The sequence below is a fragment of the Amycolatopsis cihanbeyliensis genome, assembly GCF_006715045.1.
GTDB classification, from domain to species: domain Bacteria; phylum Actinomycetota; class Actinomycetes; order Mycobacteriales; family Pseudonocardiaceae; genus Amycolatopsis; species Amycolatopsis cihanbeyliensis.
The window spans coordinates 2903007-2925191 of the sequence record NZ_VFML01000001.1 but is presented as its reverse complement, the minus strand read 5'-3'; the positions used below and the strand labels follow the sequence as shown (position 1 = coordinate 2925191).

Below are 22185 nucleotides of genomic sequence, written 5' to 3'. Positions count from 1 at the left end.
TCGTTAGCGTGTCAAACTATGCAGAGCGCGATCACTGGCGGGTACGTGGTGCCGGTCGAAGGGCATCCCATCGAAGGCGGCACGGTGCTGATCGAGGACGGCCGGATCCTCGCCGTGGGTACCGGGGCCGAGGTGGACGTGCCCGAGGGCGCGAACCTCATCGACGCGTCCGGTTGCTGGGTGCTGCCAGGGTTCATCGACGCGCACGCGCATCTCGGCGTGCACGAGGACGGTGAGGGCTGGTCCGGCGACGACACCAACGAGATGACCGATCCCAACGGCGCCCGGTTCCGCGCCATCGACGGCATCGACCCGAACGACGTGGGCTTCGACGACGCGCTGGCAGGCGGGGTCACCAGCGTGGTGGTCAAGCCCGGCTCGGGCAACCCGATCGGCGGGCAGACCGTCGGCGTCAAGACCTGGGGGCGCACCGCGCTGGACATGGTCTTCGCCGAGGCGGTGAGCGTGAAGAGCGCGCTGGGGGAGAACCCGAAACGGATCTACGGCAACAAGGACAAGACCCCGTCCACCCGGCTCGGGGTGGCCGCGATCATCCGGGAGGCGTTCACCAAGGCGCGCAACTACGCGGCGCAGCGCGATCACGCCCGCGCCGAGGGCAAGCCCTTCGACACCGACCTGACCCTGGAGGCACTGGTCAGGGTGCTGGACGGGGAACTGGCCTGGGACCAGCACACGCACCGCGCCGACGACATCGTCACCGCCATCCGGCTCGCCGAGGAGTTCGGTTACCGGCTGGTGGTCAACCACGGCACCGAGGGGCACCTGATCGCCGACCTGCTCGCCGAACGGGATGTCCCGGTGATTCTCGGGCCACTGTTCACCTCGCGGGTGAAGGTGGAGGTGCGCAACCGCAGCCTGCGCTCGGCCGGCATCCTCGCCCGCGCAGGGGTGCGGCTGGCGATCACCACCGACCACCCGGTCATCCCGATCAACTTCCTCGTCTACCAGGCGGCGCTGGCGGTCAAGGACGGCCTGGACGCGGATACCGCGCTGCGCGCGCTGACCGTCAACCCGGCGGCGATCCTCGGCCTCGATGACCGGATCGGCGCGCTGAAACCCGGCCTGGACGCCGATATCGCCATCTGGTCCGGTGACCCGCTGGACGTCATGAACCGGGCCATGCGCGTCCTCGTCGGCGGTCGCGAGGTCTACCGCTTCAACGAGTCCACCGGCGAAGGCGAGGTCACCTCCCGCGCCTACCAGGAGGCGTGAACGCCGGAGATCAGGACTTCTTCAGCTCGCGGGCGATGACCAGGCGCTGGATCTGGTTGGTGCCCTCGAAGATCTGCGGCACCTTGGCCTCGCGCATGTACCGCTCCACCGGGAAGTCCCGGGTGTAGCCCGCGCCCCCGAGTACCTGCACCGCGTCGGTGGTCACCCGCATGGCGGCGTCGGTGGCGATCAGCTTCGCCACCGAGGCCTGCCGCTGGAACGGCAGCCCGCGGTCGCGACGGCGGGCCGCGTCCAGGTAGGTGGCCCTGGCGGAGTCCACCGCCGCGGCCATATCGGCGAGCAGGAACTCGATGCCCTGGAAGTCGGCGATCGACTGGCCGAACTGGGTGCGGCCCCTGGCGTAGCTCACCGCCTCGTCCAGTGCCGCCTGGGCGAGGCCGACCGAGCAGGCCGCGATCCCCAGCCTGCCCGAGCTGAGCGAGGCCAGTGCGATCTTGAGCCCTTCGCCCTCGGCCCCGATCAGCCGGTCGGCGCCCACCCGCGCGTCGGAGAAGGCGAGCTGGGTGGTGGGGGAGCCGGTCAGGCCCATCTTGCGTTCGGGAGGTGCGGCGGACAGCCCAGCGGTCTCGCCGCCCACCAGCAGGCAGCTGATCCCCCTGCCGCCGTCGTCCGGGGTGCCGGTGCGCACCATCGTGGTGTAGAAGTCGGCCACGCCGCCGTGGGTCGTCCAGGCCTTGGTGCCGTTGACCACGTACTCCTCGCCGTCCCGCCGCGCCCGGGTGCTCAGCGCCGCCGCATCGGAACCGGCCTGCGGCTCGGACAGCGCGTACGCACCGAGCAACCCGCCTTCCAGCATCTCCGGCAGCCAGCGGTCGCGCTGCGTGTCGGTGCCGTAGTGGGCCAGCGCGAAGCAGGACATCGTGTGCACCGACAGCCCCACCCCGACCGACATCCACGCGGCCGCGATCTCCTCCAGTACCTGCAGGTAGACCTCGTACGGCAACTCGCCGCCGCCCCAGCGCTGTGAGTACGGCAACCCCAGCAGCCCCGACTTGCCGAGCAGCCGGAACTGCTCCCGCGGGAAGCGCTCCGCCTCCTCGTACTCGGCCGCCAGCGGGGCCAGCTCCTCCGTTGCCAACTCGCGCGCGAGCGCGAGCAGGTCCTCGGCCTCGGTGTCGGGCAGCAGTCGGTCGGCGGGCATCGTCCCCTCCACGAAAAGATCGTACTGAAAACAGTACTGTGGGTCCCTTTACAGTACTGTACGGGTCTCCCGGTGTCGACGGCGTAGGCTCGATGGATGCCGTCCAGGTCGCCGCGGGCCCGCATGCAGCCGACCGCCCGCCAGCGGGCCCTGCTCGCCGAGCTCGAGGAGCTGTTCCTCACCGAGGGGTTCGTGCACTTCACGCTCGAGGACCTGGCCGCGCGGATGCGTTGCTCGAAGTCCACGCTGTACGCGCTGGCCCCGAGCAAGGAGCAACTCGCCGTGCGGGTGGTCGGCCATTTCTTCAAGGGCGCGACCGAGCGGATCGAGCGGCGCGTGGCCGACCTCGGCGACGCGCGCAAGATGATCGAGATCTACCTCTCCGGTGCGTCCGAGGAACTGGGCCGGGCCACCGACACCTTCATGCGCGATGTCGCCGACTTCGCCCCGGCGCGCCGGACCTACCAGGTCAACTCCGAGGCGGCCGCCGCGCGGATCAGGGAGTTCATCGCCACCGGCGTCGCGGACGGGGTGTTCCGGGACGTGCACGCCGGGTTGATCGCGGAGATGGCCGGGTTGCTGGTGGAGGCCATCCAGACCGGGGTGGTCGGCTCCCGGACCGGGGTGTCCGACGCCGAGGCGTTCACCGCACTGGCCGATTTGTTGCTGGGCGGCATTCAGCGCTCAGATGTGCGGCCCTAGCGGGTGTGCTGGCGGTTGGGCGACGGGTGGGCGCAGTGGCGCGGCGCGCCTCCTTGGGGGGTGGCGGTTGGGCGACGGGTGGGCATAGCATCACGGCCGTGATTGTGGTGGGTGGCGAGGCGCTGGTCGATCTGGTCCCGGATGAGTCTACTGTGGACGGCAGCGCACCGGAGTTACGTCCCTTGTGGCCCCGGCTCGGCGGGGGGCCGTACAACGTGGCGCTCGCCGCCGGCAGGCTCGGCGCCGCGACATCGTTCGTGTCCAGGATCTCGCGGGACAGGTTCGGCGAGGCGCTGCTGCGGCGGCTGCGGGCGTCCGGCGTGGACACCTCCCTGGTGCAGCGCGGCCAGGAGCCGACCACTCTCGCCGTGGTGGCGCTGGACGAGCAGGGCTCGGCGCAGTACACCTTCTACACCGAGGCGACCGCGGACCGGTTCTTCGCCGACCGGGGCGCCCTGCCCGAGGAGGTCTCGGCGCTGTCCATCGGCACGCTCGGCATGGTCCTGGAACCCGGCGCGAGCGCCTACGAGGCGATGCTGCGCCGCGAGGCGGCCAGGGGCGTGCTGACCGCGCTCGACCCGAACATCCGGGCCGACCTGATCGCCGATCCGGCGGCCTACCGCGCCCGCTTCGCCTCCTGGCTGCCGGACGTCCGGTTGCTCAAGCTCTCGGTGGAGGACGCGGCCTGGCTCGCCGAAGGCACCGATCCGCTGACGGCCGCGAAGTCCTGGTTGGATTCCGGGGTCGGCGCGGTGGTGCTCACCCGGGGTGCCGAGGGGCTGTCGGTGGTCACCGCGGCGGGCGAGCCGGTCCGGGTGCCGACCGCGCCCGCCCGGCTGGTCGATACCATCGGCGCGGGCGACACGGTGCAGGGAGCGCTACTGGCCTGGCTGCACGAGCGGGGCGTCACCGATCCCGGCGCGCTCGGTGAGCCGGAGTGGCGTGCGGCACTCCAGTACGCGGCCGGTGCGGCGGCGATCACGGTCTCCCGCAGCGGCGCTGAGCCACCCACCGCTGCCGAGTTGGCCGAGTACCGTTAGGCCACTCGGCGTCGAATCGGCTGCGAGCGTGTGAATATTGTCGCAAACGGTTAGCTCTGGGTAACGCAACGGCTGCGAACATTGCCCCTGGTCGACTAGCGTAAAGGGGAAACTCATACCCCAACGGGGCGGTGTGCGGCGGGGCCGTTGTTCTCCTCGCCCGCCGATCGGGTGGCCCGGGTGACCTGCGGGCACCGCTGACCCCGTGTGACCGCGAGAGGGACCCGCATGTCCGACGACGCGACAGCCGCGGCGCAGAGTGGAACCGGCAACGTCGCGCTCCGCCTGCCCAGCGGCGATGAGCACGAGTTGAACGTGGTGCACCCCGTCGAGGGCGCCCCCGGCATCGAACTCGGCAAGCTCATGGCTTCCACCGGCTACATCACCCTGGATCCGGGCTTCGTGAACACCGGCGCCGCGTCCTCGGCCATCACCTATATCGACGGGGACGCGGGAATCCTGCGTTATCGCGGTTACCCGATCGAGCAGCTCGCGCAGGACTCGAACTTCATCGAGGTCTCCTACCTGCTGATCTACGGTGAGCTGCCGAGCAAGAGCCAGTTGGAGGAGTTCACCTCCCGGATCAACCGGCACACCCTGTTGCACGAGGACCTGAAACGGTTCTTCGACGGCTTCCCCCGGGACGCGCACCCGATGCCGGTGCTGTCCAGCGCGGTGTCCGCACTGTCCACCTTCTACCAGGACTCGCTCAACCCGTTCGACGAGCCCAACGTGGAGATGTCCACGATCCGGCTGCTGGCCAAGGTGCCGACCCTGGCCGCCTACGCCTACAAGAAGTCCATCGGGCAGCCGTTCCTCTACCCGGACAACTCGCTCGGCCTGGTGGAGAACTTCCTGCGGATGACCTTCGGGCTGCCGGCCGAGCCGTACGAGGTGGACCCGGACATCGCCAAGGCGCTGGACATGCTGTTCATCCTGCACGCCGACCACGAGCAGAACTGTTCCACCTCGACGGTGCGGCTGGTCGGTTCCTCCGAGGCGAACCTGTTCGCCAGTGTCTCGGCGGGTATCCAGGCGCTGTTCGGTCCGCTGCACGGTGGCGCCAACGCGGCCGTGCTGGAGATGCTCGAGGGCATCCAGGCCGACGGCGGGGACGTCGGCACCTTCGTCGAGCGGGTGAAGAACAAGGAAGAGGGTGTCAAGCTGATGGGCTTCGGGCACCGGGTCTACAAGAACTACGACCCGCGCGCGAAGATCATCAAGAAGACCGCGGACGAGATCCTGCGCAAGATCGGCGGCAACGACCAGTTGCTCGACATCGCGATGAAGCTCGAGGAGACCGCGCTCTCCGACGACTACTTCGTGGAGCGCAAGCTGTACCCGAACGTCGACTTCTACACCGGGCTGATCTACCGGGCGCTCGGCTTCCCGACCAAGTACTTCACCGTGCTGTTCGCACTGGGCAGGCTGCCGGGCTGGATCGCGCACTGGCGCGAGATGATCAACGACCCGGCAACCAAGATCGGCCGCCCGCGGCAGATCTACACCGGCGAGAGGCAGCGCGACTACGTCTCCATCGACAACCGCTGACCGCTGCCACGAGTGCCCCGTTCCCCGCGTTCCCTCGCGGGGAACGGGGCAACCCGTGGTGGGTGGGCCTCAACCCTTCAGCGCGTCCTTGAGCTTCATCCGGCTGCCGGTACGCAGGATGGCGGTCTGGTAGATCTTGCCGCCGAGCCAGGTGAGCAGGGCGATCGCGGCCAGGGTCAGCACCAGCGCGGCGACGATCTCCATCGGGCCGGCCGAGCCCGCGGCGATCCGGGTGGGCATCAGGATCGGCGACAGCGGCGGCAACAGGGACAGCACGGTCGCCGCCGTGCTCGCCGGCTCCTCGACCACGGTGAACCCGGTGATGAACCCGATGATCAGCACCAGGGTGATCGGGGTGAGCACCGACTGCATGTCCTCCTGCCGGGACACCAGGGAGCCCGCCGCCGCGAACACCGTGGCGTAGAGGAAGAAACCGAGCAGGTACCACAGCAGACCCCACAGCAGGGTCGTGGTGGCCACCCCGGAGACGGTGAGCACGCCGGTACTGGTGGCCATCACCAGCCCGACCCCGCCGAGGATCGCCAACTGCACCAGCCCGACCAGGCCGAGTCCGATCACCTTGCCGAGGAGTAGCTGCCACGGTCGCACCGTGGCCAGCAGGATCTCCACCACCCTGCTCGACTTCTCCTCGACGATTCCTTGCGCCACCAGCGATCCGTAGGTGGTGATGCTCATGTAGAGCAGGAACATCATCACCAGCCCGACCACCAGCCGTTGCCCGCTCTCCGGATCCGGCTCCTCGATCGAACTGACCTCGACCGTGGTCGAGCCGACCGTCTCGAGCACCTGCTCGGCGTCCTGCCCTGCCTCGGCGAGTTTCGCGCCGAGTACCTCGGTCTGCGCGATCTCGTTCAGCATCACCCGCAGCTGCGGGTCCAGTTCGGACTTGACCAGCACCCTCGGGTCAGCCGCGTTGCCGGACACCAGCGCGTCCAGCTCGCCGTCCTCGACCTGCGCGCGCCCTGTCCGCGGGTCGGTGACCGTGCTGATCTCGATGGACTCGTCCAGCTGCTCGGCCTGCACGCGCAGCGGGGCGGCCATGCTCGAGGTCTGGCCGGACAGCCCGATCGTGGTGGTGCCCCGCGCACTGAACACGTTGGCCTGCAACACCATGTACCCGACCATCACCAGCAGGATCACCGCCGTGCCGATCAGGAATCCCCGGGTGCGCAGCCGGGTGTTCAGCTCCCGCCGCGCGATGAGCCGTACGGCGGTGGCAGGGCTCACCACATGCGACCCGTTCATGCCCCGGCTCCTTCCCGCTCGGCACCATTGTCCGAGACCACATTGCGGAACAGTTCGGTGAGCGTGGGCCTGCGCCTGCTGAACTCGGTCACCGGCCCGGTGGCCAGCGCCGCGGCGAGCACGGCCTGGTCGTCCGCGCCGCTCTCCAGCTCCAGCACGGTCTCCGAGCCGCTGTCGGACACCACGCGTACCCAGGGCAGCGTCGCCGCCCAGCCAGGCTGGGCCCGCGGGGCTCGCACGGAAAGCTGCGTGGCCGCGTCGGCGGTGAGCTCGGTCACCGACCCGCTCGCCACCATCCGTCCACTCCGGATGATGCCGACCCGGTCGCACAGCCGCTCGACCAGATCGAGCTGGTGGCTGGAGAAGACCACCGGGACGCCGGTGGACGCCTTGTCCCGCAGCACCTGGCTCATCACGTCCACCGCCAGCGGGTCAAGCCCGGAGAACGGCTCGTCCAGCACCAGCACCGCCGGGTCGTGCACCAGCGCCGCGGCGAGCTGCACTCGTTGCTGGTTGCCGAGGCTGAGCTTGAGCACCTCGTCCCGCCGCCGCTCGGTGAGGCCGAGCTTGCCGATCCAGTACTCGGCGTTCCTGTGCGCCTCGTTGGGCGCGAGGCCGTGCAGCTCGGCAAGGTAGACGAGCTGGTCGAGCACCTTCATCTTCGGGTAGAGCCCGCGCTCCTCCGGCATGTAGCCGATCCGGGTGCGGGTGGCGTGGGTCACCGGGCTGCCGGCGTACCGGACCTCACCGCCATCGGCGGCGAGCACCCCGAGCGCGATCCGCATCGCGGTGGTCTTGCCTGCCCCGTTGCTGCCGACGAAGCCGTACAGCTCGCCGGGACGGACCTCGAAGCTGACGGCGTCCAGCGCCACGATATCCCCGTAGCGTTTCGACACCCGGTCGAACTCCAGCGCTCTGTCAGGCACTGATCTCCTCCTGCTTACGTTGTCCCCTCATGGACGTTGCCGGCGCCTCAGGTCCAGCCTGGGCGCCATCATCGCACCACGACCCGGAGGGTTGTTCGGAACGGCCCGGCGACCGCGGGCCGCCGGGCTCATGGTCACCGCGGCGCGCAGCGCCACCGCGTGGGTGGCGGTGGGCGACGGGCGGGGGTCGTCGCAGGTCACAGTAGTGATGACGCACGCGGCGGACCTGAATGGCCCGACTTGTGAACAAGACACCGGCGTCCGGTCCGGCGCGGCCGCGCGGGTGTGGCCGATCGTTGTCGAACCGGCCCGGCTACGGAGTGCGAGTACGCAAGCCGTGCAGGCAGCGGTCGACCAGGTCGTCCACCACCGGCCGGGCCGCCTCGGCCTCCGCGGGCACCAGGCCGAGGCGGGTCCGGCGGTGCAGCACGTCCTCCGCGTCCAGCGCGCCCTCGTGCCGCACCGCCCAGACCACCTCGGCGCCGGTGATCTCGCAGCCGGGGAACAGCGGATCGGCCAGCGCGCGGTCCACCTCGCCGAGCGCGGCCACCCGCGGCGCCTCGGTGCCGTACTTGCCCACCAGCCGTGCCGGAGCCTCCACAACGGACAGATCGCGCCTGCGGGCGGCGCCGACCAGTGGCAGCGTGCGGGTGCGGGCGGGTCCGGCGGGCAATGCCGCCGCGCGCACGGCGGCGTCCACCGCGTCCTGCGCCATCCTGCGGTAGGTGGTGAGCTTGCCACCGACGATGGTGATCACTCCGCTGTCCCCGGTGAGTACCGCGTGTTTGCGGGACAGGTCCGCGCTGCTGCCCTCCGCCGCGAGCAACGGGCGTAGCCCGGCGAACGAGCCGAGCACGTCCGCGCGGGTGAGCTCCCTGGCCAGCACGGTGGAGGCGACCCCGAGTAGGAAGTCCACATCGGATTCGGGCACCTCGGGCACCTCGGGGAGGGGGCCGGGCATCGGCTCGTCGGTGAGTCCCAGGTAGACCCTGCCGCCTGGCTGCGGCAGCAGGAACACGTACCGGTTGCGTTCCCCCGGCACGCCGACCAGCACCGCGGTGCCCGCCAGTCCGGTGGCCTCCGCGGACAGCACCAGATGGGATCCGCGGGAAGGGCTCAACCGCACCGAGGGCTCCAACTCGCCGGCCCAGACCCCGGTCGCGTTGATCACCTGCCGGGCGCCGAGGACGACCTCCCGCCCGGTGAGCTCGTCCCGCGCGCGCACCCGGTCCCCGGCCAGTTCGACGGCGGAGAGCCTGGTCAGCACGTGCGCCCCGAACGAGGCCGCGGTCCTTGCCAAGGCCAGCACCAGCCGGGCGTCGTCGGTCAGTGCGCCGTCGAAGGACAGCAGTGCCCCGCGCAGCCCGGTACGGGCCAGCCCCGGTGCCAGCGCCATGGCTTCCGTGCCGGGGATCGAGCGCGGGCGGGGGAGTACGGCCGAGGGGGTGCGCGCGGCCCTGCGTAGCGCGTCCCCCGCGTACAGGCCGGCCGTGACCAGCGCCCGTTGCCCGGCCGAGGCCGTGCCGTGCAGCGGGAACAGCTGGGGCAGCGGGCGGGTCAGGTGCGGCGCGGTGCTGGTCATCAGGATGCCGCGCTCCACGGCGCTCTCGTGGGCCAGCGCCAGGTCACCCCTGGCGAGGTAGCGCAACCCGCCGTGTACCAGCTTGCTCGACCAGCGTGAGGTGCCGAACGCCAGGTCGTGCGCCTCCACCAGGGCGACCGAGAGCCCGCGCGCCGCGGCGTCCAGCGCGATGCCCGCGCCGGTCACCCCGCCACCCACCACCAGGACGTCGACCGGGTGGCCGGAGGCGAGCCGGTCCAGTTCCGCGGCGCGGCGCGGCGCGTTCAGCGAGGCCGCGATCATGCCGGCCCGGCCGGTCGTAGCGTCGCGTCCAGCAGGTGGCCCAGCTCGTCCATCAATGTCGACTCATCGACATCGACGGTGGCCGGGCGCAGGGACAGCACGAAGGACTGGACCACGAGCAGGACGGCGCGGGCCTGGGTGGCCCGGTCCGCGTGGCGGATCGAGCCGTCGGCGTGTCCCACGGCGATCAACGTGTCGATGACCTCCTCGGCGAGTCGTTGCGTGGCGCCCAGTCGCTGCACCACGTACGGCATGATCATCTCGGCGTCCAGGTCCAGCACCGTGCGCATCAGCGGGTCGGCCACCAGTGCTCTGACCCCGTGCACCGAGCTGCGCACCAGGCGCTCGCGGGCGGAAGCCGCGGTGGCGGCCTCCGAGCTCGTCCGGCGCAGCAACCCGGTGAACTCCCTGGTCATCAGCGCGGCGAGGATGCTGCGTACATCGGGAAACCGCCGGTACAGCGTCATCCGGCTCACCTTGGCGGTGCGGGCGATCTCGGCCAGCGTGGTCCGCCGCACCCCGGCGGCCAGCACGCACTCGCGCGCCGCGTCGAGCAGTACGTCGTCGGAGACCCGGCCGGCCGCGGTCCGGCCGCGGGCCTCGGCGAGCGAACTGTGACGTTCTGAGTTCATATGTCACACTGTAGTCGTGAGCGACCTTCTTGACCACCGAGTTCGGCATGCCTGGACCCCGGGCGGTGCCGCCGCGGTACACCTGCCGCCGAAGGCCGTGCGCAGGCTGGCCGAGCGTATCGGCCCGTTGCGGGCCGGCGCAGCCGTCGCGCGGGAGTCGGACCTCGCCGTGCCCGAGTCGGCGCTGCCACCCGCGGCGAGTGCCGACCTGGCCGAGGTGGTCGGCGCGGAGCACGTGCTGACCGACCGCGTGGCCAGGCTCGGCCGCTGCGGCGGGCTCTCCTATCTCGATCTGCTGCGCAGGCGGTTGCCGGGAGAGCTGCCGGTCCCCGACGCCGTGCTGCTGCCCGGCGATCCGGAACAGGTACAGCGGGTGCTCGAGGCCTGTGCCCGTCACGACCTCGCGGTGGTGCCGTTCGGTGGCGGGACCTCCGTGGTCGGCGGCGTCACCGCGGCGCGGGGCGGCAAGCACGCGGTGGTCGTGCTCGACCTGCGGCGGCTGAACCGGCTGGTCTCGGTGGATCCGGTGTCCCGGCTGGCGGTGTTCCAGGCCGGTGTGCGTGGCCCGGAGGCCGAGCGGCTGCTGGCGGCGCACGGGCTGACCCTCGGGCACGTGCCGCAGTCCTTCGAGCGCGCCACCATCGGCGGGTTCGCGGCCACCCGCTCCGCGGGGCAGGCCTCGGCGGGTTACGGCCGGTTCGAGGACATGGTGGAGGGGGTGCGCCTGGCCACCCCGCGCGGTGAGTGGCGGCTCGGCGTCGCGCCCGCCTCGGCGGCCGGGCCGGACCTGCGGGAGCTGGCGGTCGGTAGCGAGGGCGCTCTGGGGGTGCTCACCGAGGTCACCGTGCGGGTGCGACCGCTGCCCGCCGTGGAACGGTTCGAGGGCTTCGTGCTGGACGGTTGGGAGCGCGGCACCGCGGCGGTACGCGAGCTGGCGCAGGCCGGGGCGCTCGCCGACGTCACCCGGTTGTCCGACGCGGACGAGACGGAGATCTCGCTGACCCTGAAGGGCGGAGGGCGGACCGCGCTGCTGCGCCGCTACCTGCGCGCCAGGGGGGTGGCCGAGCCCTGCCTGCTGGTACTCGGCTGGCACGGCGGCACGCGGCGGGAGATCGGCGGCCGCCGCGCGCGGACCGTGCGGATGCTGCGCGCGGCGGGCGCGGTGCGGCTGGGCCGCTCGGCGGGTGAGGCCTGGCGCGCGGGGCGGTTCGCCGGGCCACGGCAGCGGGACGCCCTGCTCGACCTCGGCCTGTGCGTGGAGACGCTGGAGACGGCGACGCACTGGTCCACCCTGAGCAGGCTGCGTACCGAGGTGCGTGCGGCGCTGGTGGACTCGCTGCGCGCGCCGGGCCGCTCACCGGTGGTCATGTGCCACGTGTCGCATGCCTACGAAACCGGGGCCTCGCTGTACTTCACGGTTCTCCTTCCGCGGGATGACGCCGACCCGGTCGGCCAGTGGGTCCGGGCGAAACGGGCCGCCTGCCAAGCGATCGCCGGATCGGGAAGTCCACTGGGGACGATCTCGCACCACCACGCGGTCGGCGCGGACCACGCGCCCTACCTGGCGGGGGAGATCGGTGAGATCGGGATCTCGGTGCTGGCAGCCGCCAAGCGGGCCGTGGATCCCACCGGCATCCTCAACCCGGGCACACTCCTCAGAGAACAGTGACGGTCAACCCGTGTGAGGTGGCCGGGTCGCCCCGTAACAGGCGCGCCTCGGCCTGGCCGACTTCCGCGGTCCGTACCGGGGTGCCGCCGGCGAGTAACGGCATCCGCTGCGGCCCGGCCGCGGTGTAGGCCAGCGGCTCGCCGAGCACGGTGCCGTCCTCGAGGGTGACCGTGCCACTGTGCAGCCGGCTGAGGTGGTAGCGCTCACCCCGTCCCTCGCACACGTCGAGCACCCGGATCTGCTCCTCGGTCGCCAGCCAGACGGCGTGCCGCTCGACCGCTCGCGGCAACGCGGCCAGGGTGGCGGGCCGCTGCCCGTCCCGCTGCCGCAACCCGGCCGCCCACACGGCGGCCAGGTCGTGGCATTCCGCGTGCAGCGCGACAACCGGTCCGGTGAGCCCGAGTTCGGTACGCAGCCAGGTGATCTTGGCGGGGCAGGCGTTGGACCCGTAGGCGAGGACCGGTCGCCGCCGCGCGAGCCCCGGCGCGCCGCGGGTGGTCAGCCAGTCCTCCAGCGCGTCCCCCGCGGCGAGGTGCCAGCCGCCGGTGTGGTGGCCGAGGGCGTGGCCGATCTCGTCGAGATGCACGAAGGATCCGCCCGGCCGCGCACCCGGATAGGGGTCGGCAGGGAAGTCGGCGTCGGCGTAGCTCAGTTCGCGGCCGCCACCACCGCGGGTGCGCACGGTTCTCGGCCGCTCGCTCAGTCGAACACCACCACGCTGCGCAGCACCTCGCCCCGGTGCATCCGTTCGAAGGCCTTTTCCACGCCGTTCAGCGGGATCCGCTCGGTGACGAACCGCTCCAGCGGGAGCCTGCCCTGCAGGTAGGCCTCGATCAGCATGGGGAAGTCCCGCGAGGGCAGGCAGTCGCCGTACCAGGACGACTTGAGCGAACCGCCGCGCGCGAAGAAGTCGATGAACGGCAGGTCGGCCAGCCGCATGTCCGGTGTCGGCACCCCGACCAGCACCACCGTGCCGGCGAGGTCACGGGCGTAGAAGGCCTGACGCCAGGTCTCCGGCCTGCCGACCGCGTCGATCACCACGTCGGCGCCGAATCCGGCGGTGTGCTCCCTGACCTCCGCGACGATCTCGTCCTCGCCGCGGTCCCGCGCGTGGATGGTGTGCGTGGCGCCGAAACTCCGCGCCCACTCCAGCTTCCTGGCGTCGGTGTCCACCGCGATGATCGTGCCCGCGCCGGCCAGCCGCGCGCCGGCGATGGCCGCGTCGCCGACCCCGCCGCAGCCGATCACCGCGACGGTGTCGCCCCGGCCCACCTGGCCGGTGTTGATCGCGGCGCCGATCCCGGCCATCACCCCGCAGCCGAGCAGCCCGGCCACGGCGGGCTCCGCCGCGGGACTGACCTTGGTGCACTGCCCGCTGTGCACGAGAGTCTTCTCGACGAAGGCCCCGATACCGAGTGCCGGGCTGAGCTCGGTGCCGTCGGCGAGGGTCATCGGCTGCGCGGCGTTGTGCGTGTCGAAGCAGTACCACGGCCTGCCCCGCCTGCATGCCCGGCAGACCCCGCAGACGGCCCGCCAGTTCAGGATCACGAAGTCGCCGGGTTCGATCGCGGTGACCCCGGCACCCACCCGCTCCACGACGCCCGCGGCCTCGTGCCCGAGCAGGAAGGGGAACTCGTCGTTGATCCCGCCTTCGCGGTAGTGCAGGTCGGTGTGGCAGACCCCGCAGGCCCGCACCGACACGATCGCCTCGCCCGGGCCCGGGTCGGGCACCAGCACCTTCTCCACGGTGACCGGCTCACCCTGCGCGCGGGCGACGACGCCCGATACCTCGTACGCCATGCCCGCAGCTTGCCACGGACCATGCGGCTATCGCGACAACCGCATGGGTTATGGCCTGATCACGTAGGCGATCCCCCCGGGGCCGCCTGCCACGTTCCCTTCGGCGTCGTAGCGCTTGGTGCGTTGCCAGATCGTCTCGAACTGCGCCCTCGGGTACACGTTGCGCACGGCCTCGTTGCTGTTCGAGGCCGGGTCGTTCACGATCACGTCGCCGTGCTCGGTGAACCCGACCACCACCATGATGTGGCCCGCGGTGCCGTAGCCCGCGCCGTCCAGCTCACTCTCCAGGAAGGACTGCGAGGTGATCACCGGGATGCCGCGCGCGATGTAGCCCTCGAGCTCGGCAAGCGAGTGCAGCCGGGTGACGTGCCCGCGCAGCCCGTGGTGCGCCGCGTAGGCGGTGTTGAACGGCCAGTTCCCGGTTCCCTCGTAGGAGTAGTCGTAGGTGAACCGGGCGGCGTGCGCGACCGTCGGGTCCACGTAGTCCGGCGGGATCCAGGACAGCTCTCGCCTGCTCGGCCCGCGCCCCCAGTACTCCACCACCATCTGCGTGGAGGTCGGGCTGCACCAGTTCTGGCCGCCACCGCCGTACTCCGGGTAGTTCCCCCTGTGCAGGTTCTGCGCGTGCCGCGGCACCGGCAGCTCGATCCCGCGGGCCGGGCCCGGTTCGGAGGTCGGCACCTCGAACCGGTCCGGAACGTGCGAGGCCATCGCCCCGACGCCGCGCACCAGCGGGGACGCCCAGCTGCCCGCCTCGCGGTACAGGGTTACCCGCAGCTGGTACGAGCGCAGCGTCACGCCGGACCGGGTGACCAGGGTGTCCACGCTGACCGAGGCGTGCTCGTCCCGCTGGCCGGCGACGGTGGTGCGCTGGATGTCGCCGTCCCCGTGTGCCCACTGGCCGAGCACGTACCACGCGGTGTCCGTACCGGCGGCGGTGCGGCCGCGTGCCTCGATCTGCAGCCAGGTGGAGTCCGGGGTACGCGCGTTCCAGGACGCGACCAACTCGGTGGCGTCGAAGCCGTGCCGGTACCGCGGCGTGGTCCACCGGCCGTACTCGTAGCTGCGGGTGGTGCCCAGGTCCGGTTCCGTGCGCTCGATCGTGCCGACCGGCCTGCTGATCCGCAGCCCCCACGGGCCCGGTACGACGCCTTCCGCGGTGCCCAGGGCGAAGTCCCGCGCGCTGTTCCATTCCTGGTAGTCGATGGCCTCGCCGCCGGGCTCCGCCGCGGCATTCGGCGCCGCCATCGTGGCGGTCACGGCAATGGCCAGGATCACGGTGGCGAGACGTCCGCGCATATCGCTCCAACCCTCGAACTCCGGCCGGCAGGGCACGGTTACCGGCCGTCAAGGATTTTCACTCTCCTGATGTGCGGAGTAAACAGTTCGCCCCGGTTTGGCGTTTTTCTAGGGTCGTTCGAGTACGGCGTGGCTCCGGCTCGGTCAGAGCCTGTTCTTAAGCTCGCGTCACGGTCGGCTCGGCCGGGCTCGGACTCCGCCACGAAACGTCACCTTCGCCGGTCACGCGCCCGGCCTCGCCGCCCGCGGGCTTTCGCCGCTCAGCAGAGTGGCGCGTCAGCGCCTCCGTTTGGGTGGTGGTGGGAGACGGGAGGGCGAGTTCTTCCACTCACCTCGAGCAGCAAAAGTCCAGTTCAGGAACAAGCTCAGGCCAGCGGGTCGACCAGCAGCAGCTCGGTGTTGCGATCGGGGCCCGCGCCCTCGCGGGTGCGGTCGGCGTGCAGGTCGTTGTAGGACAGCTCGCGGTACAGCGAGGCCAGCGCGGGGGGTGTGGTGTCGTCGTAGTCGGCTGCGTACGGCCCCTCGGCCTCGACCAGGGTGGTGAACAGCGACAGCGTGCCGTCGGCGTTGTCGGCCACCTCGATCACGCGGGCCTGCTGCGGGAAGTCGATGTGCGAGGCGGTGTTGATCTCCCAGAACCCCCGCGCGGGCGTGCTACCGGGGTGGGGCGTGATCTTGTTCAGGTGCTGGTGGCCGTTCACCCAGGCCAGCACGTTCGGGAACCGGTTGAGCAGCCCGACGAACGTCTCGCCGTTCAGCCGTGGCTCCAGCGGGTGCCGCGAGTCGGGCAGCGGGTTGCCCATCGAGTCGCTGGTGTGGTGGCTGAACAGGATGAACAGCTCGTCGCTCACGTCCTGGGTGACCTTGCTGCCCCAGACGTCGTAGTAGGCGGAGCTGCCCGCACGCAGCGTGCGCTCGACCCAGAGGAACTGGCCGAGCCCGATCGAGCCGTCGGCGAAGCCACCCAGGGTCGTGGTGTCCAGGCTGATCCCGGTGACACCCTCGGCGATGCGGAAGGTGTAGTAGACATCGCGGCCGTCGGCGTTGCCGTCGGTGAAGCCGTGGCCGACCGGGCCGGCCCCGGTGTTGGCCGGGTCGAGGTGGGCCCGCACGAACTCCGCGGTGCTGTACGGCGCGCGCCGCTCGTCCGGGGTGACCTCGCGGATCAGGCCGGAGTTGCCGAACAGTTCGGTGGCCGGCACGGTCGCGCCGGGCTTGCGCATGGCGTCGGCGAGCTTGCGGCTGGTGCTCTCGTCCTTGCCGATGATCTTGTGCCCGCCGGTGTACCAGTACTCGATGCCGGGGATGTTCGCGGGCAGCGTGCCGACCGGGGTGTTGTCGTGGTTGCCGAATGTGCAATACCACGGGATGTCCAGGCCGGGTGAGTCGAACCGCCCGATCGCCGCGTCCAGCAGGCCGGGTAGCCGCGGGAAGCCCTTGGCGGTGTAGTCGTCGTCCAGCCGGGTGCCGGGGTTCCAGTAGTGCGCCGAACCGGAGTCCTGCACGCCCTCGTAGCGCCGCGGGTCGCCGCTGGTGGGGGTGATGGTGCCGCCGTTGAGGATGCCGAGGAACCAGGACAGCTCGATGTGCTCGTGGTTGTCGGTGTTGTCCCCCGTGGTCATCATGAAGTCGAACGGCCTGCCGGTGAACGGGCCGTTCGCCACGGCGTTCACCCTGCGCACGAGCGAAGCCGCGGACACGGGGCCGAGCGTCTCCTGTGGACGGTGCGCGGACCCGACGAAAGGGTGCAGGTACTCGAACCGGGCCGGGCACTCGGAGTCGGTGATGTGCATGTCGGTGAACTGGACGAACGAGGCCAGCGCGGTGCGCCGCTCGTCCCGCCCGCTGGTGGCCGCGACCAGGTCCGCCCGTACGACCAGGGGCCAGCCGGGTCCTTCGGTGAGTCGCGTGTACCGGGGACCCCGGGTCACCGGCACGGCCACCGCCTCCAGCGTGGTCCCGGCCGGGTTCACGGTGCGCCGGGTGGTCTCCCGCAGTGCCCTGTCCACGGCCCGGGCGGTCGGGGTGGCCAGCAGCAGCCCGAGACCGGAGGCTCCGGCAACGGCGACGAACCCACGTCTGGTCAGTTCGGGCACGGCGGCAACCCCCAGCGCTCTCGATCCGCGGTCGGTCACACGATCCCGGCCGAGGTTAGCCGACCCATGAACCCCACGGAACCCAAACATGAAATCGAATCACATTTGTTGCGAGGGTTCCGGCCGGGTCAGCAGGTCGGGTCCGAGGCGGGCGAGCAGCGGATCGACAGCCTGGTGAACAGGTCGTTGCCCGGGCCGGAGATCAGGCCGGTCAGCAGCGGGTCGAGGTCCTCGGTGGCGCCGCACCCGCTCAGCGGCGGGAGCGCGAACGTCGATGTCGTGTCCGTGGCCGGGGGCTGCTGCCCCGGGTCCTGCGCCTGCAGGTACACCGTGGACTCGATGACGATGGTCAGCGGGTCGGCGGTCCGGCAGTTCGGCCCGACGTCCAGCGCCTTGCCGTCCACCCGGACATCGGAAAGCTCGAGGAACAGTTCGAGCGTGAGCTTGGTACGGGCGCGCGGCAGGGGGAGGATGTCCTCGTCCTCGTCGTCGCCGGGTGGGCCGAACTTGACTTCGATCGTGCCCTCGGACTCGCCGTCCGGGATCATCTCGACGGTGTTGGTGACCGGCATGAACCCGAAGGTGACGAAGTAGCCCTCCGTGCTCGGCAGGGTCAGATTGCCGCGTATCGGCACCGGCGGTGGGTCCGAGGTGATCGGAACAACCAGGTCGAAATGTCCCCTTGGGAAATCGAGTTCCGAGTCGAGCTTTTCCACCCGGCTTTTCGTGTCGACCCAGAAGCTGTATCGCAGCCCCGGTCCGGGCGGGAAGTTCCCCTCCACGGCCGTCCCCGCCGCCGGGGCTGTCCCTCCCCTCGGCTCGGCCGTCCCGGCCGGTCCCACCAGCTCGGCCGGCTCAGCCGGCCCGGCTCGATCGTACCGGGGTTCGGCCGAGCCGGCCTCGGGCGAGTCCGCGCCGAGCCCCACCACGCCGAGCATCAGCAGGCAGGCGGCGGACATGATGCCGATCGGCCTTCGCACCGCGGACAACACGCGAACCGCACCCCCCGGAAACAACGCGGCAATATCAGGACAGAACGGTATTGCCTGAATGTCACGCGGAGCAAGGCTGGAGACGGAAAATCTCGAACCACCACATATTTCGGCGCTTCCTTGTCACCCCGGCCCGAAGTGTGGCGAAATTCCACCGTCCGGGAATGACAACCCCCGGGCACCGATTCCCCGGAGCCGGGCGCCCCCTGCCCCGGGACAGGGGGCGCCCGGCTCCGGCGGCTCTCGGACGCTCCGTCAGACGTGGGTGATGTCGAGCTTGCCTTCGGCGTGGGCGCCGCGCAGGCGCTTCTTGTCGAACTTGCCGACGCTGGTCTTGGGCACCTCGTCCACGAAGGTCCAGTTCTCCGGAAGCTGCCACTTCGCCACCTTGTCGGCGAGGAACTCGCGCAGCTCGGCCGGGGTGACGCTCCCGCCTTCGCGCAGCACGACGGCCACCAGCGGGCGCTCGTCCCACTTCTCGTCCGGCACCCCGATCACCGCGGCCTCGGCCACGGCGGGGTGGGCCATGACGTGGTTCTCCAGATCCACCGAGGAGATCCACTCGCCGCCGGACTTGATCACATCCTTGGCCCGGTCGGTGAGCGTGAGGAAGCCGTCGGAGGTGATCTTGCCGACGTCGCCGGTGCGCAGCCAGCCGTCGTGGAACTTCTCCGGGTCCGGGTCGACGCCCTCCTGGCCGCTGTAGTAGGCGCCCGCGATCCACGGGCCCTGCACCTCGAGCTCGCCGACGCTCTCGCCGTCCCACGGCATCTCTTCGCCGCTGTCGCCGATCAGCCGGGCACGCACCGAGGCGGGGAAGCGGCCCTGGGTGTAGCGGTACGCCCAGGCCTCGTCGCCGGCGGCGGCCGCGGGCGGCCGGGCCACGCTGCCCAGCGGCGAGGTCTCGGTCATCCCCCAGGCGTGCAGCACCGGCACGTCGTAGTTCTCCTCGAAGGCGTGCATCATCGAGGGCGGCGCCGCCGACCCGCCGACCACGACCTCCCGCAGGTGCGAGATGTCCTGCGGGTTGGCTTCCAGGTGCTGCAGCAGCCCCTGCCAGATGGTCGGGACCGCGGCGGCCATGGTCGGCTTCTCCGCGGCCAGGATCTCCGCGATCGGGCCCGGTTGCAGGAACCGGTCCGGCATCACCATGGAGGCGCCCGCCATCAGCGCCGCGTACGGCAGCCCCCAGGACATCGCGTGGAACATGGGCACGATCGCCAGCGACGTGTCCGCCTCGGACAGCCGCATCCCGTCGCTCATGCACACCTGCATCGAGTGCAGCCAGATGGAGCGGTGCGAGTACACCACCCCCTTGGGGTCACCGGTGGTGCCCGAGGTGTAACACATCGCGGCCGCCGACCGCTCGTCCAGCTCCGGCCACTCGAACGTGTCCGGCGCGGCGGCCAGCAGTTCCTCGTAGGAGTGCACCTGCACACCGTCGGGTGCCTCCAGGGTGCCGGCGTCCCCGTTCGCCACCACCACGTGCCGCACGGTGCTCATCTGCGGCAACTGCTTGGCCAGCAGCGGCACCAGCGAGCCGTCGACCAGCACCACGTGGTCGGCCGCGTGGTTGGCCACGAAGACCAGCTGCTCGGGGAACAGCCGGATGTTGAGCGTGTGCAGCACCGCGCCCATCGCGGGGATGGCGAGGTACGCCTCGAGGTGCTCGGCGTTGTTCCACATGAACGTGCCGACCCGCTGGTCACCGGTCACCCCGAGGCCCCGCAGCGCGTTCGCCAGCCGTGCCGCGCGGGTTCCCACCTCGGCATAGCTTCGGCGGCGGGACTCCGAGCCGGTCCAGGTGACCACCTCGCTGTCGGCGTGCACGCTCGTGCCGTGGCGCAGCAGGTGTGCCAGCGACAACTGCCCGTCCTGCATCGTGCTCAACATCCTGACTCCCGCTAGCTCGACGGTGAACCACAGTTTTGGGGCGACTCTAACGGCCGTAGCGCCTCGCTGACATGTGCAGTTCGCACAACCGTGGGCCCATCCCGCTGGGCGGATGTCGCGGACCACCCGCGGTAGTCGCGGTGACGATCACCAGGCCCGGATGCGCTCTACTGGGTGCTTAAGTGCGTGTCGGTTTCACGAGTTCGGAGCCGGTGGCGTTTACTGGGCCCGTGGTAGGAGACGGCCTGGCCAGCGCTTGCTCTTGCAAGCACTACGCCGACCAGGGCGTCGACGAACGACCTCCGCGCTGGCGGTCCTGCCGGACCGGCTGGGTGGGGGTTTGAGCCTTGAGAAGGCCTGAGAAGGAAGGACTAGTGCGTTGGCTCTGCCTACGTTGACTCCGGAGCAGCGTAAGGAAGCCCTGGCCAAGGCGGCCGAGGCTCGAAAAGCGCGTTCCGATCTGCTTGCGTCGATCAAGGCCGGCAAGACGACCATCGACAAGGTGCTTGCCAAGGCGAAGGAAGACAAGACCATCGGCAAGACCAAGGTCACGCAGCTGCTGAAGGCGGTACCCGGTCTCGGCGCGGTGAAGGTCGCTGCCCTGCTGGAGGAGACGGGGATCGACCCGGACCGGCGGGCGGCCGGGCTTGGCGAGCGTCAGCGCGAGGCGCTGATCGCCGCGTTGAAATAGGTTCGTTCCGGCCGGTGGGTAGTTGGCGGCGGTTGGCGACACTGTAACGCCGCTAACTACTCACCGGTGCTGCTTCTCGTACATCCCTCCACCGGGTGCATTCTGGAGGGTGGTGCGGAGATCCCGCGTGCGAGAAGGAGCTGAGGCGTTGTGACTCTCACGCCCGAGGGCGCAGGCGCGCGGGCGGACGCGCCGGTGAAGTTGCTGGCGGCGTACGAGGCGGGAGACTTCTTTCTCGCCACCGAGCGACGTACCGTCCTGGCCGCCGGAACGGCCGAGATCCTGACCGAGCCGGACCCGGTACGGCTCGGGGAGCAGGCGACCGCCGCGCTGGCCGAGGCGCGGGTCCCGATCGCCGCCGGGGTGCTGCCCTTCGACCCCGCCCGCCATCCGAGCCGGGTCGTACTGCCCCGCTCGGTGCATATCGCGGGCTCCGCCCATCCGGGCGCCGCGGCGCTGACCGCGCGGGATGTCGGCATCGCGATCGGTACCCGCCCGGTGCCGCGACCCAGCAGGCACCGCGAGGCGGTCGCCCGTGCGGTCTCCGAGCTGCGCCACGGCGAGCTGCGCAAGGTGGTGCTGGCCCGCGCGCTGGACGTCGAGTTTGCCGATCCGGTGCGGCCGGAGGCGATCCTGCACAACCTGCTCCGGGAGAACCCGCACGGCTACACCTTCGCCGCCGGGCTGCCCGGTGGGTCGAGCCTGGTCGGCACCAGCCCGGAACTGCTCGTCGCGAAAGAAGGCGACCGGGTGTTCGCCTACCCGCACGCGGGCTCGGCCCCGCGCCACGCGGATCCGGCGACCGACCGCGCGGCCGGCGAGGCGCTGCTCGCCTCGGTCAAGGACCAGGAGGAGCACGCGGTGCTCGCCGAGGCCGTGGTGGAGACGTTGCGCCCGTTCTGCCGCAAGCTGGACGCGCCGACCGTGCCGGCACTGGTGGGCACGCCCACCATGTGGCATCTCGGCACGACCGTCACCGGTGAGCTGCTCGACCGGGACGTCACCGCGTTGCGGCTGGCCGCGGCCCTGCATCCGACGCCCGCGGTCTGCGGCACGCCGACCGGGGCGGCGCGCGAGCTGCTCGGCAGGCTGGAGCCGTTCGACCGCCGCTACTACGCGGGCGCCGCCGGTTGGGTGGATGCCGAGGGCGACGGGGAGTGGGTGGTGTCGATCCGCTGCGCGGAGGTGGCGCACACGGCGCTGCGGCTGTACGCGGGGGGCGGCATCCTCGCCGCCTCCGACCCGGAGGCGGAGCTGGCGGAGACCTCCGCGAAGTTCCAGACCCTGTTCCGGGCCATGGGCTTCGACCCCGAGTCCACCTGAGCGGTCACTCAGTGCTTTGTTCCCAAACTCGCGACACGGTCGGCTC

At 71.0% G+C, this 22185-nt stretch carries 18 protein-coding genes; 7 read left to right on the top strand and 11 right to left on the bottom strand.

The window, feature by feature from the left end; translation table 11 throughout:
- Positions 1-18 precede the first annotated feature (18 nt).
- The gene (locus FB471_RS12895) at positions 19-1233 is read left to right on the top strand and encodes an amidohydrolase (protein WP_141998145.1); all 1215 of its coding nucleotides are present in this window, start codon (positions 19-21) and stop codon (positions 1231-1233) included.
- Positions 1234-1243: 10 nt separating this feature from the next.
- Here FB471_RS12895 and FB471_RS12890 read toward each other — a convergent pair whose 3' ends face one another.
- On the bottom strand, positions 1244-2395 hold the full coding sequence (locus tag FB471_RS12890) for an acyl-CoA dehydrogenase family protein (protein ID WP_141998143.1): 1152 nt from the start codon (positions 2393-2395) through the stop codon (positions 1244-1246).
- A 96-nt stretch (positions 2396-2491) separates the two neighbouring features.
- On the opposite strand from FB471_RS12890, the gene FB471_RS12885 reads away from it, so the two are divergent.
- The 3 genes from FB471_RS12885 to FB471_RS12875 all read left to right on the top strand — a co-directional run bounded on the left by FB471_RS12885 (position 2492) and on the right by FB471_RS12875 (position 5688).
- On the top strand, positions 2492-3097 hold the full coding sequence (locus FB471_RS12885; RefSeq protein ID WP_141998141.1) for a TetR/AcrR family transcriptional regulator: 606 nt from the start codon (positions 2492-2494) through the stop codon (positions 3095-3097).
- 98 nt (positions 3098-3195) lie between these two features.
- Complete coding sequence (locus FB471_RS12880) at positions 3196-4137, top strand: carbohydrate kinase family protein (protein WP_141998139.1); 942 nt, start codon at positions 3196-3198, stop codon at positions 4135-4137.
- A gap of 228 nt (positions 4138-4365) precedes the next feature.
- The gene (locus tag FB471_RS12875) at positions 4366-5688 is read left to right on the top strand and encodes a citrate synthase (protein WP_141998137.1); all 1323 of its coding nucleotides are present in this window, start codon (positions 4366-4368) and stop codon (positions 5686-5688) included.
- Between the two features lie 69 nt (positions 5689-5757).
- Here FB471_RS12875 and FB471_RS12870 read toward each other — a convergent pair whose 3' ends face one another.
- From FB471_RS12870 to FB471_RS12855, 4 genes are all read right to left on the bottom strand, one after another.
- A complete protein-coding gene (locus tag FB471_RS12870; protein WP_141998135.1) occupies positions 5758-6954 on the bottom strand; it encodes an ABC transporter permease in 1197 nt (398 codons plus the stop codon).
- Positions 6951-7880: an ABC transporter ATP-binding protein gene (locus FB471_RS12865; protein ID WP_141998133.1), complete on the bottom strand. Its 930-nt coding sequence runs from the start codon at positions 7878-7880 to the stop codon at positions 6951-6953. Before FB471_RS12865 ends, FB471_RS12870 begins: the two co-directional genes overlap by 4 nt.
- Before the next feature lie 313 nt (positions 7881-8193).
- A complete protein-coding gene (locus FB471_RS12860; protein ID WP_141998132.1) occupies positions 8194-9744 on the bottom strand; it encodes a glycerol-3-phosphate dehydrogenase/oxidase in 1551 nt (516 codons plus the stop codon).
- Complete coding sequence (locus tag FB471_RS12855; RefSeq protein ID WP_141998130.1) at positions 9741-10376, bottom strand: TetR/AcrR family transcriptional regulator; 636 nt, start codon at positions 10374-10376, stop codon at positions 9741-9743. Before FB471_RS12855 ends, FB471_RS12860 begins: the two co-directional genes overlap by 4 nt.
- A 16-nt stretch (positions 10377-10392) precedes the next feature.
- Between FB471_RS12855 and FB471_RS12850 the strand changes: the two genes are divergently transcribed.
- Positions 10393-12045 (top strand): FAD-binding oxidoreductase, encoded by a 1653-nt coding sequence (locus FB471_RS12850; protein WP_141998128.1) that lies wholly within the window; start codon positions 10393-10395, stop codon positions 12043-12045.
- On the opposite strand, the gene FB471_RS12845 is transcribed toward FB471_RS12850, so the two are convergent.
- From FB471_RS12845 to FB471_RS12820, 6 genes are all read right to left on the bottom strand, one after another.
- Positions 12032-12727 carry a gamma-glutamylcyclotransferase gene (locus tag FB471_RS12845; RefSeq protein WP_342779423.1) on the bottom strand — a complete coding sequence of 232 codons (696 nt, stop codon included), beginning with the start codon at positions 12725-12727 and terminating at the stop codon, positions 12032-12034. The genes FB471_RS12850 and FB471_RS12845 overlap by 14 nt on opposite strands.
- 17 nt (positions 12728-12744) lie before the next feature.
- Positions 12745-13845, bottom strand: coding sequence for an S-(hydroxymethyl)mycothiol dehydrogenase (locus FB471_RS12840; RefSeq protein WP_141998126.1), 1101 nt, complete (start codon positions 13843-13845; stop codon positions 12745-12747).
- 48 nt (positions 13846-13893) lie between these two features.
- The gene (locus tag FB471_RS12835) at positions 13894-15144 is read right to left on the bottom strand and encodes a C39 family peptidase (RefSeq protein WP_141998124.1); all 1251 of its coding nucleotides are present in this window, start codon (positions 15142-15144) and stop codon (positions 13894-13896) included.
- Between the two features lie 365 nt (positions 15145-15509).
- Positions 15510-17240 (bottom strand): TIGR03767 family metallophosphoesterase, encoded by a 1731-nt coding sequence (locus FB471_RS12830; protein WP_141998122.1) that lies wholly within the window; start codon positions 17238-17240, stop codon positions 15510-15512.
- Positions 17241-17368: 128 nt separating this feature from the next.
- A complete protein-coding gene (locus FB471_RS12825; RefSeq protein WP_246076379.1) occupies positions 17369-18232 on the bottom strand; it encodes a hypothetical protein in 864 nt (287 codons plus the stop codon).
- Between the two features lie 255 nt (positions 18233-18487).
- Positions 18488-20125 (bottom strand): long-chain fatty acid--CoA ligase, encoded by a 1638-nt coding sequence (locus tag FB471_RS12820; protein WP_141998120.1) that lies wholly within the window; start codon positions 20123-20125, stop codon positions 18488-18490.
- A 379-nt stretch (positions 20126-20504) separates the two neighbouring features.
- On the opposite strand from FB471_RS12820, the gene mihF reads away from it, so the two are divergent.
- Together mihF and FB471_RS12810 are read left to right on the top strand one after the other, a co-directional pair.
- The gene (mihF, locus tag FB471_RS12815) at positions 20505-20816 is read left to right on the top strand and encodes an integration host factor, actinobacterial type (protein WP_141998118.1); all 312 of its coding nucleotides are present in this window, start codon (positions 20505-20507) and stop codon (positions 20814-20816) included.
- A 150-nt stretch (positions 20817-20966) separates the two neighbouring features.
- Positions 20967-22139, top strand: coding sequence for an isochorismate synthase (locus tag FB471_RS12810; RefSeq protein ID WP_141998116.1), 1173 nt, complete (start codon positions 20967-20969; stop codon positions 22137-22139).
- Positions 22140-22185: the final 46 nt, after the last annotated feature.

Excerpts from the sequence above, each read along its gene's own strand:
- FB471_RS12895 (WP_141998145.1), top strand. The coding sequence starts at position 19 with ATGCAGAGCGCGATCACTGGCGGGTACGTGGTGCCGGTCGAAGGGCAT.
- FB471_RS12890 (WP_141998143.1), bottom strand. The coding sequence starts at position 2,395 with ATGCCCGCCGACCGACTGCTGCCCGACACCGAGGCCGAGGACCTGCTC.
- FB471_RS12885 (WP_141998141.1), top strand. The coding sequence starts at position 2,492 with ATGCCGTCCAGGTCGCCGCGGGCCCGCATGCAGCCGACCGCCCGCCAG.
- FB471_RS12875 (WP_141998137.1), top strand. The coding sequence starts at position 4,366 with ATGTCCGACGACGCGACAGCCGCGGCGCAGAGTGGAACCGGCAACGTC.
- FB471_RS12870 (WP_141998135.1), bottom strand. The coding sequence starts at position 6,954 with ATGAACGGGTCGCATGTGGTGAGCCCTGCCACCGCCGTACGGCTCATC.
- FB471_RS12860 (WP_141998132.1), bottom strand. The coding sequence starts at position 9,744 with ATGATCGCGGCCTCGCTGAACGCGCCGCGCCGCGCCGCGGAACTGGAC.
- FB471_RS12855 (WP_141998130.1), bottom strand. The coding sequence starts at position 10,376 with ATGAACTCAGAACGTCACAGTTCGCTCGCCGAGGCCCGCGGCCGGACC.
- FB471_RS12840 (WP_141998126.1), bottom strand. The coding sequence starts at position 13,845 with ATGGCGTACGAGGTATCGGGCGTCGTCGCCCGCGCGCAGGGTGAGCCG.
- FB471_RS12835 (WP_141998124.1), bottom strand. The coding sequence starts at position 15,144 with ATGCGCGGACGTCTCGCCACCGTGATCCTGGCCATTGCCGTGACCGCC.
- FB471_RS12820 (WP_141998120.1), bottom strand. The coding sequence starts at position 20,125 with ATGTTGAGCACGATGCAGGACGGGCAGTTGTCGCTGGCACACCTGCTG.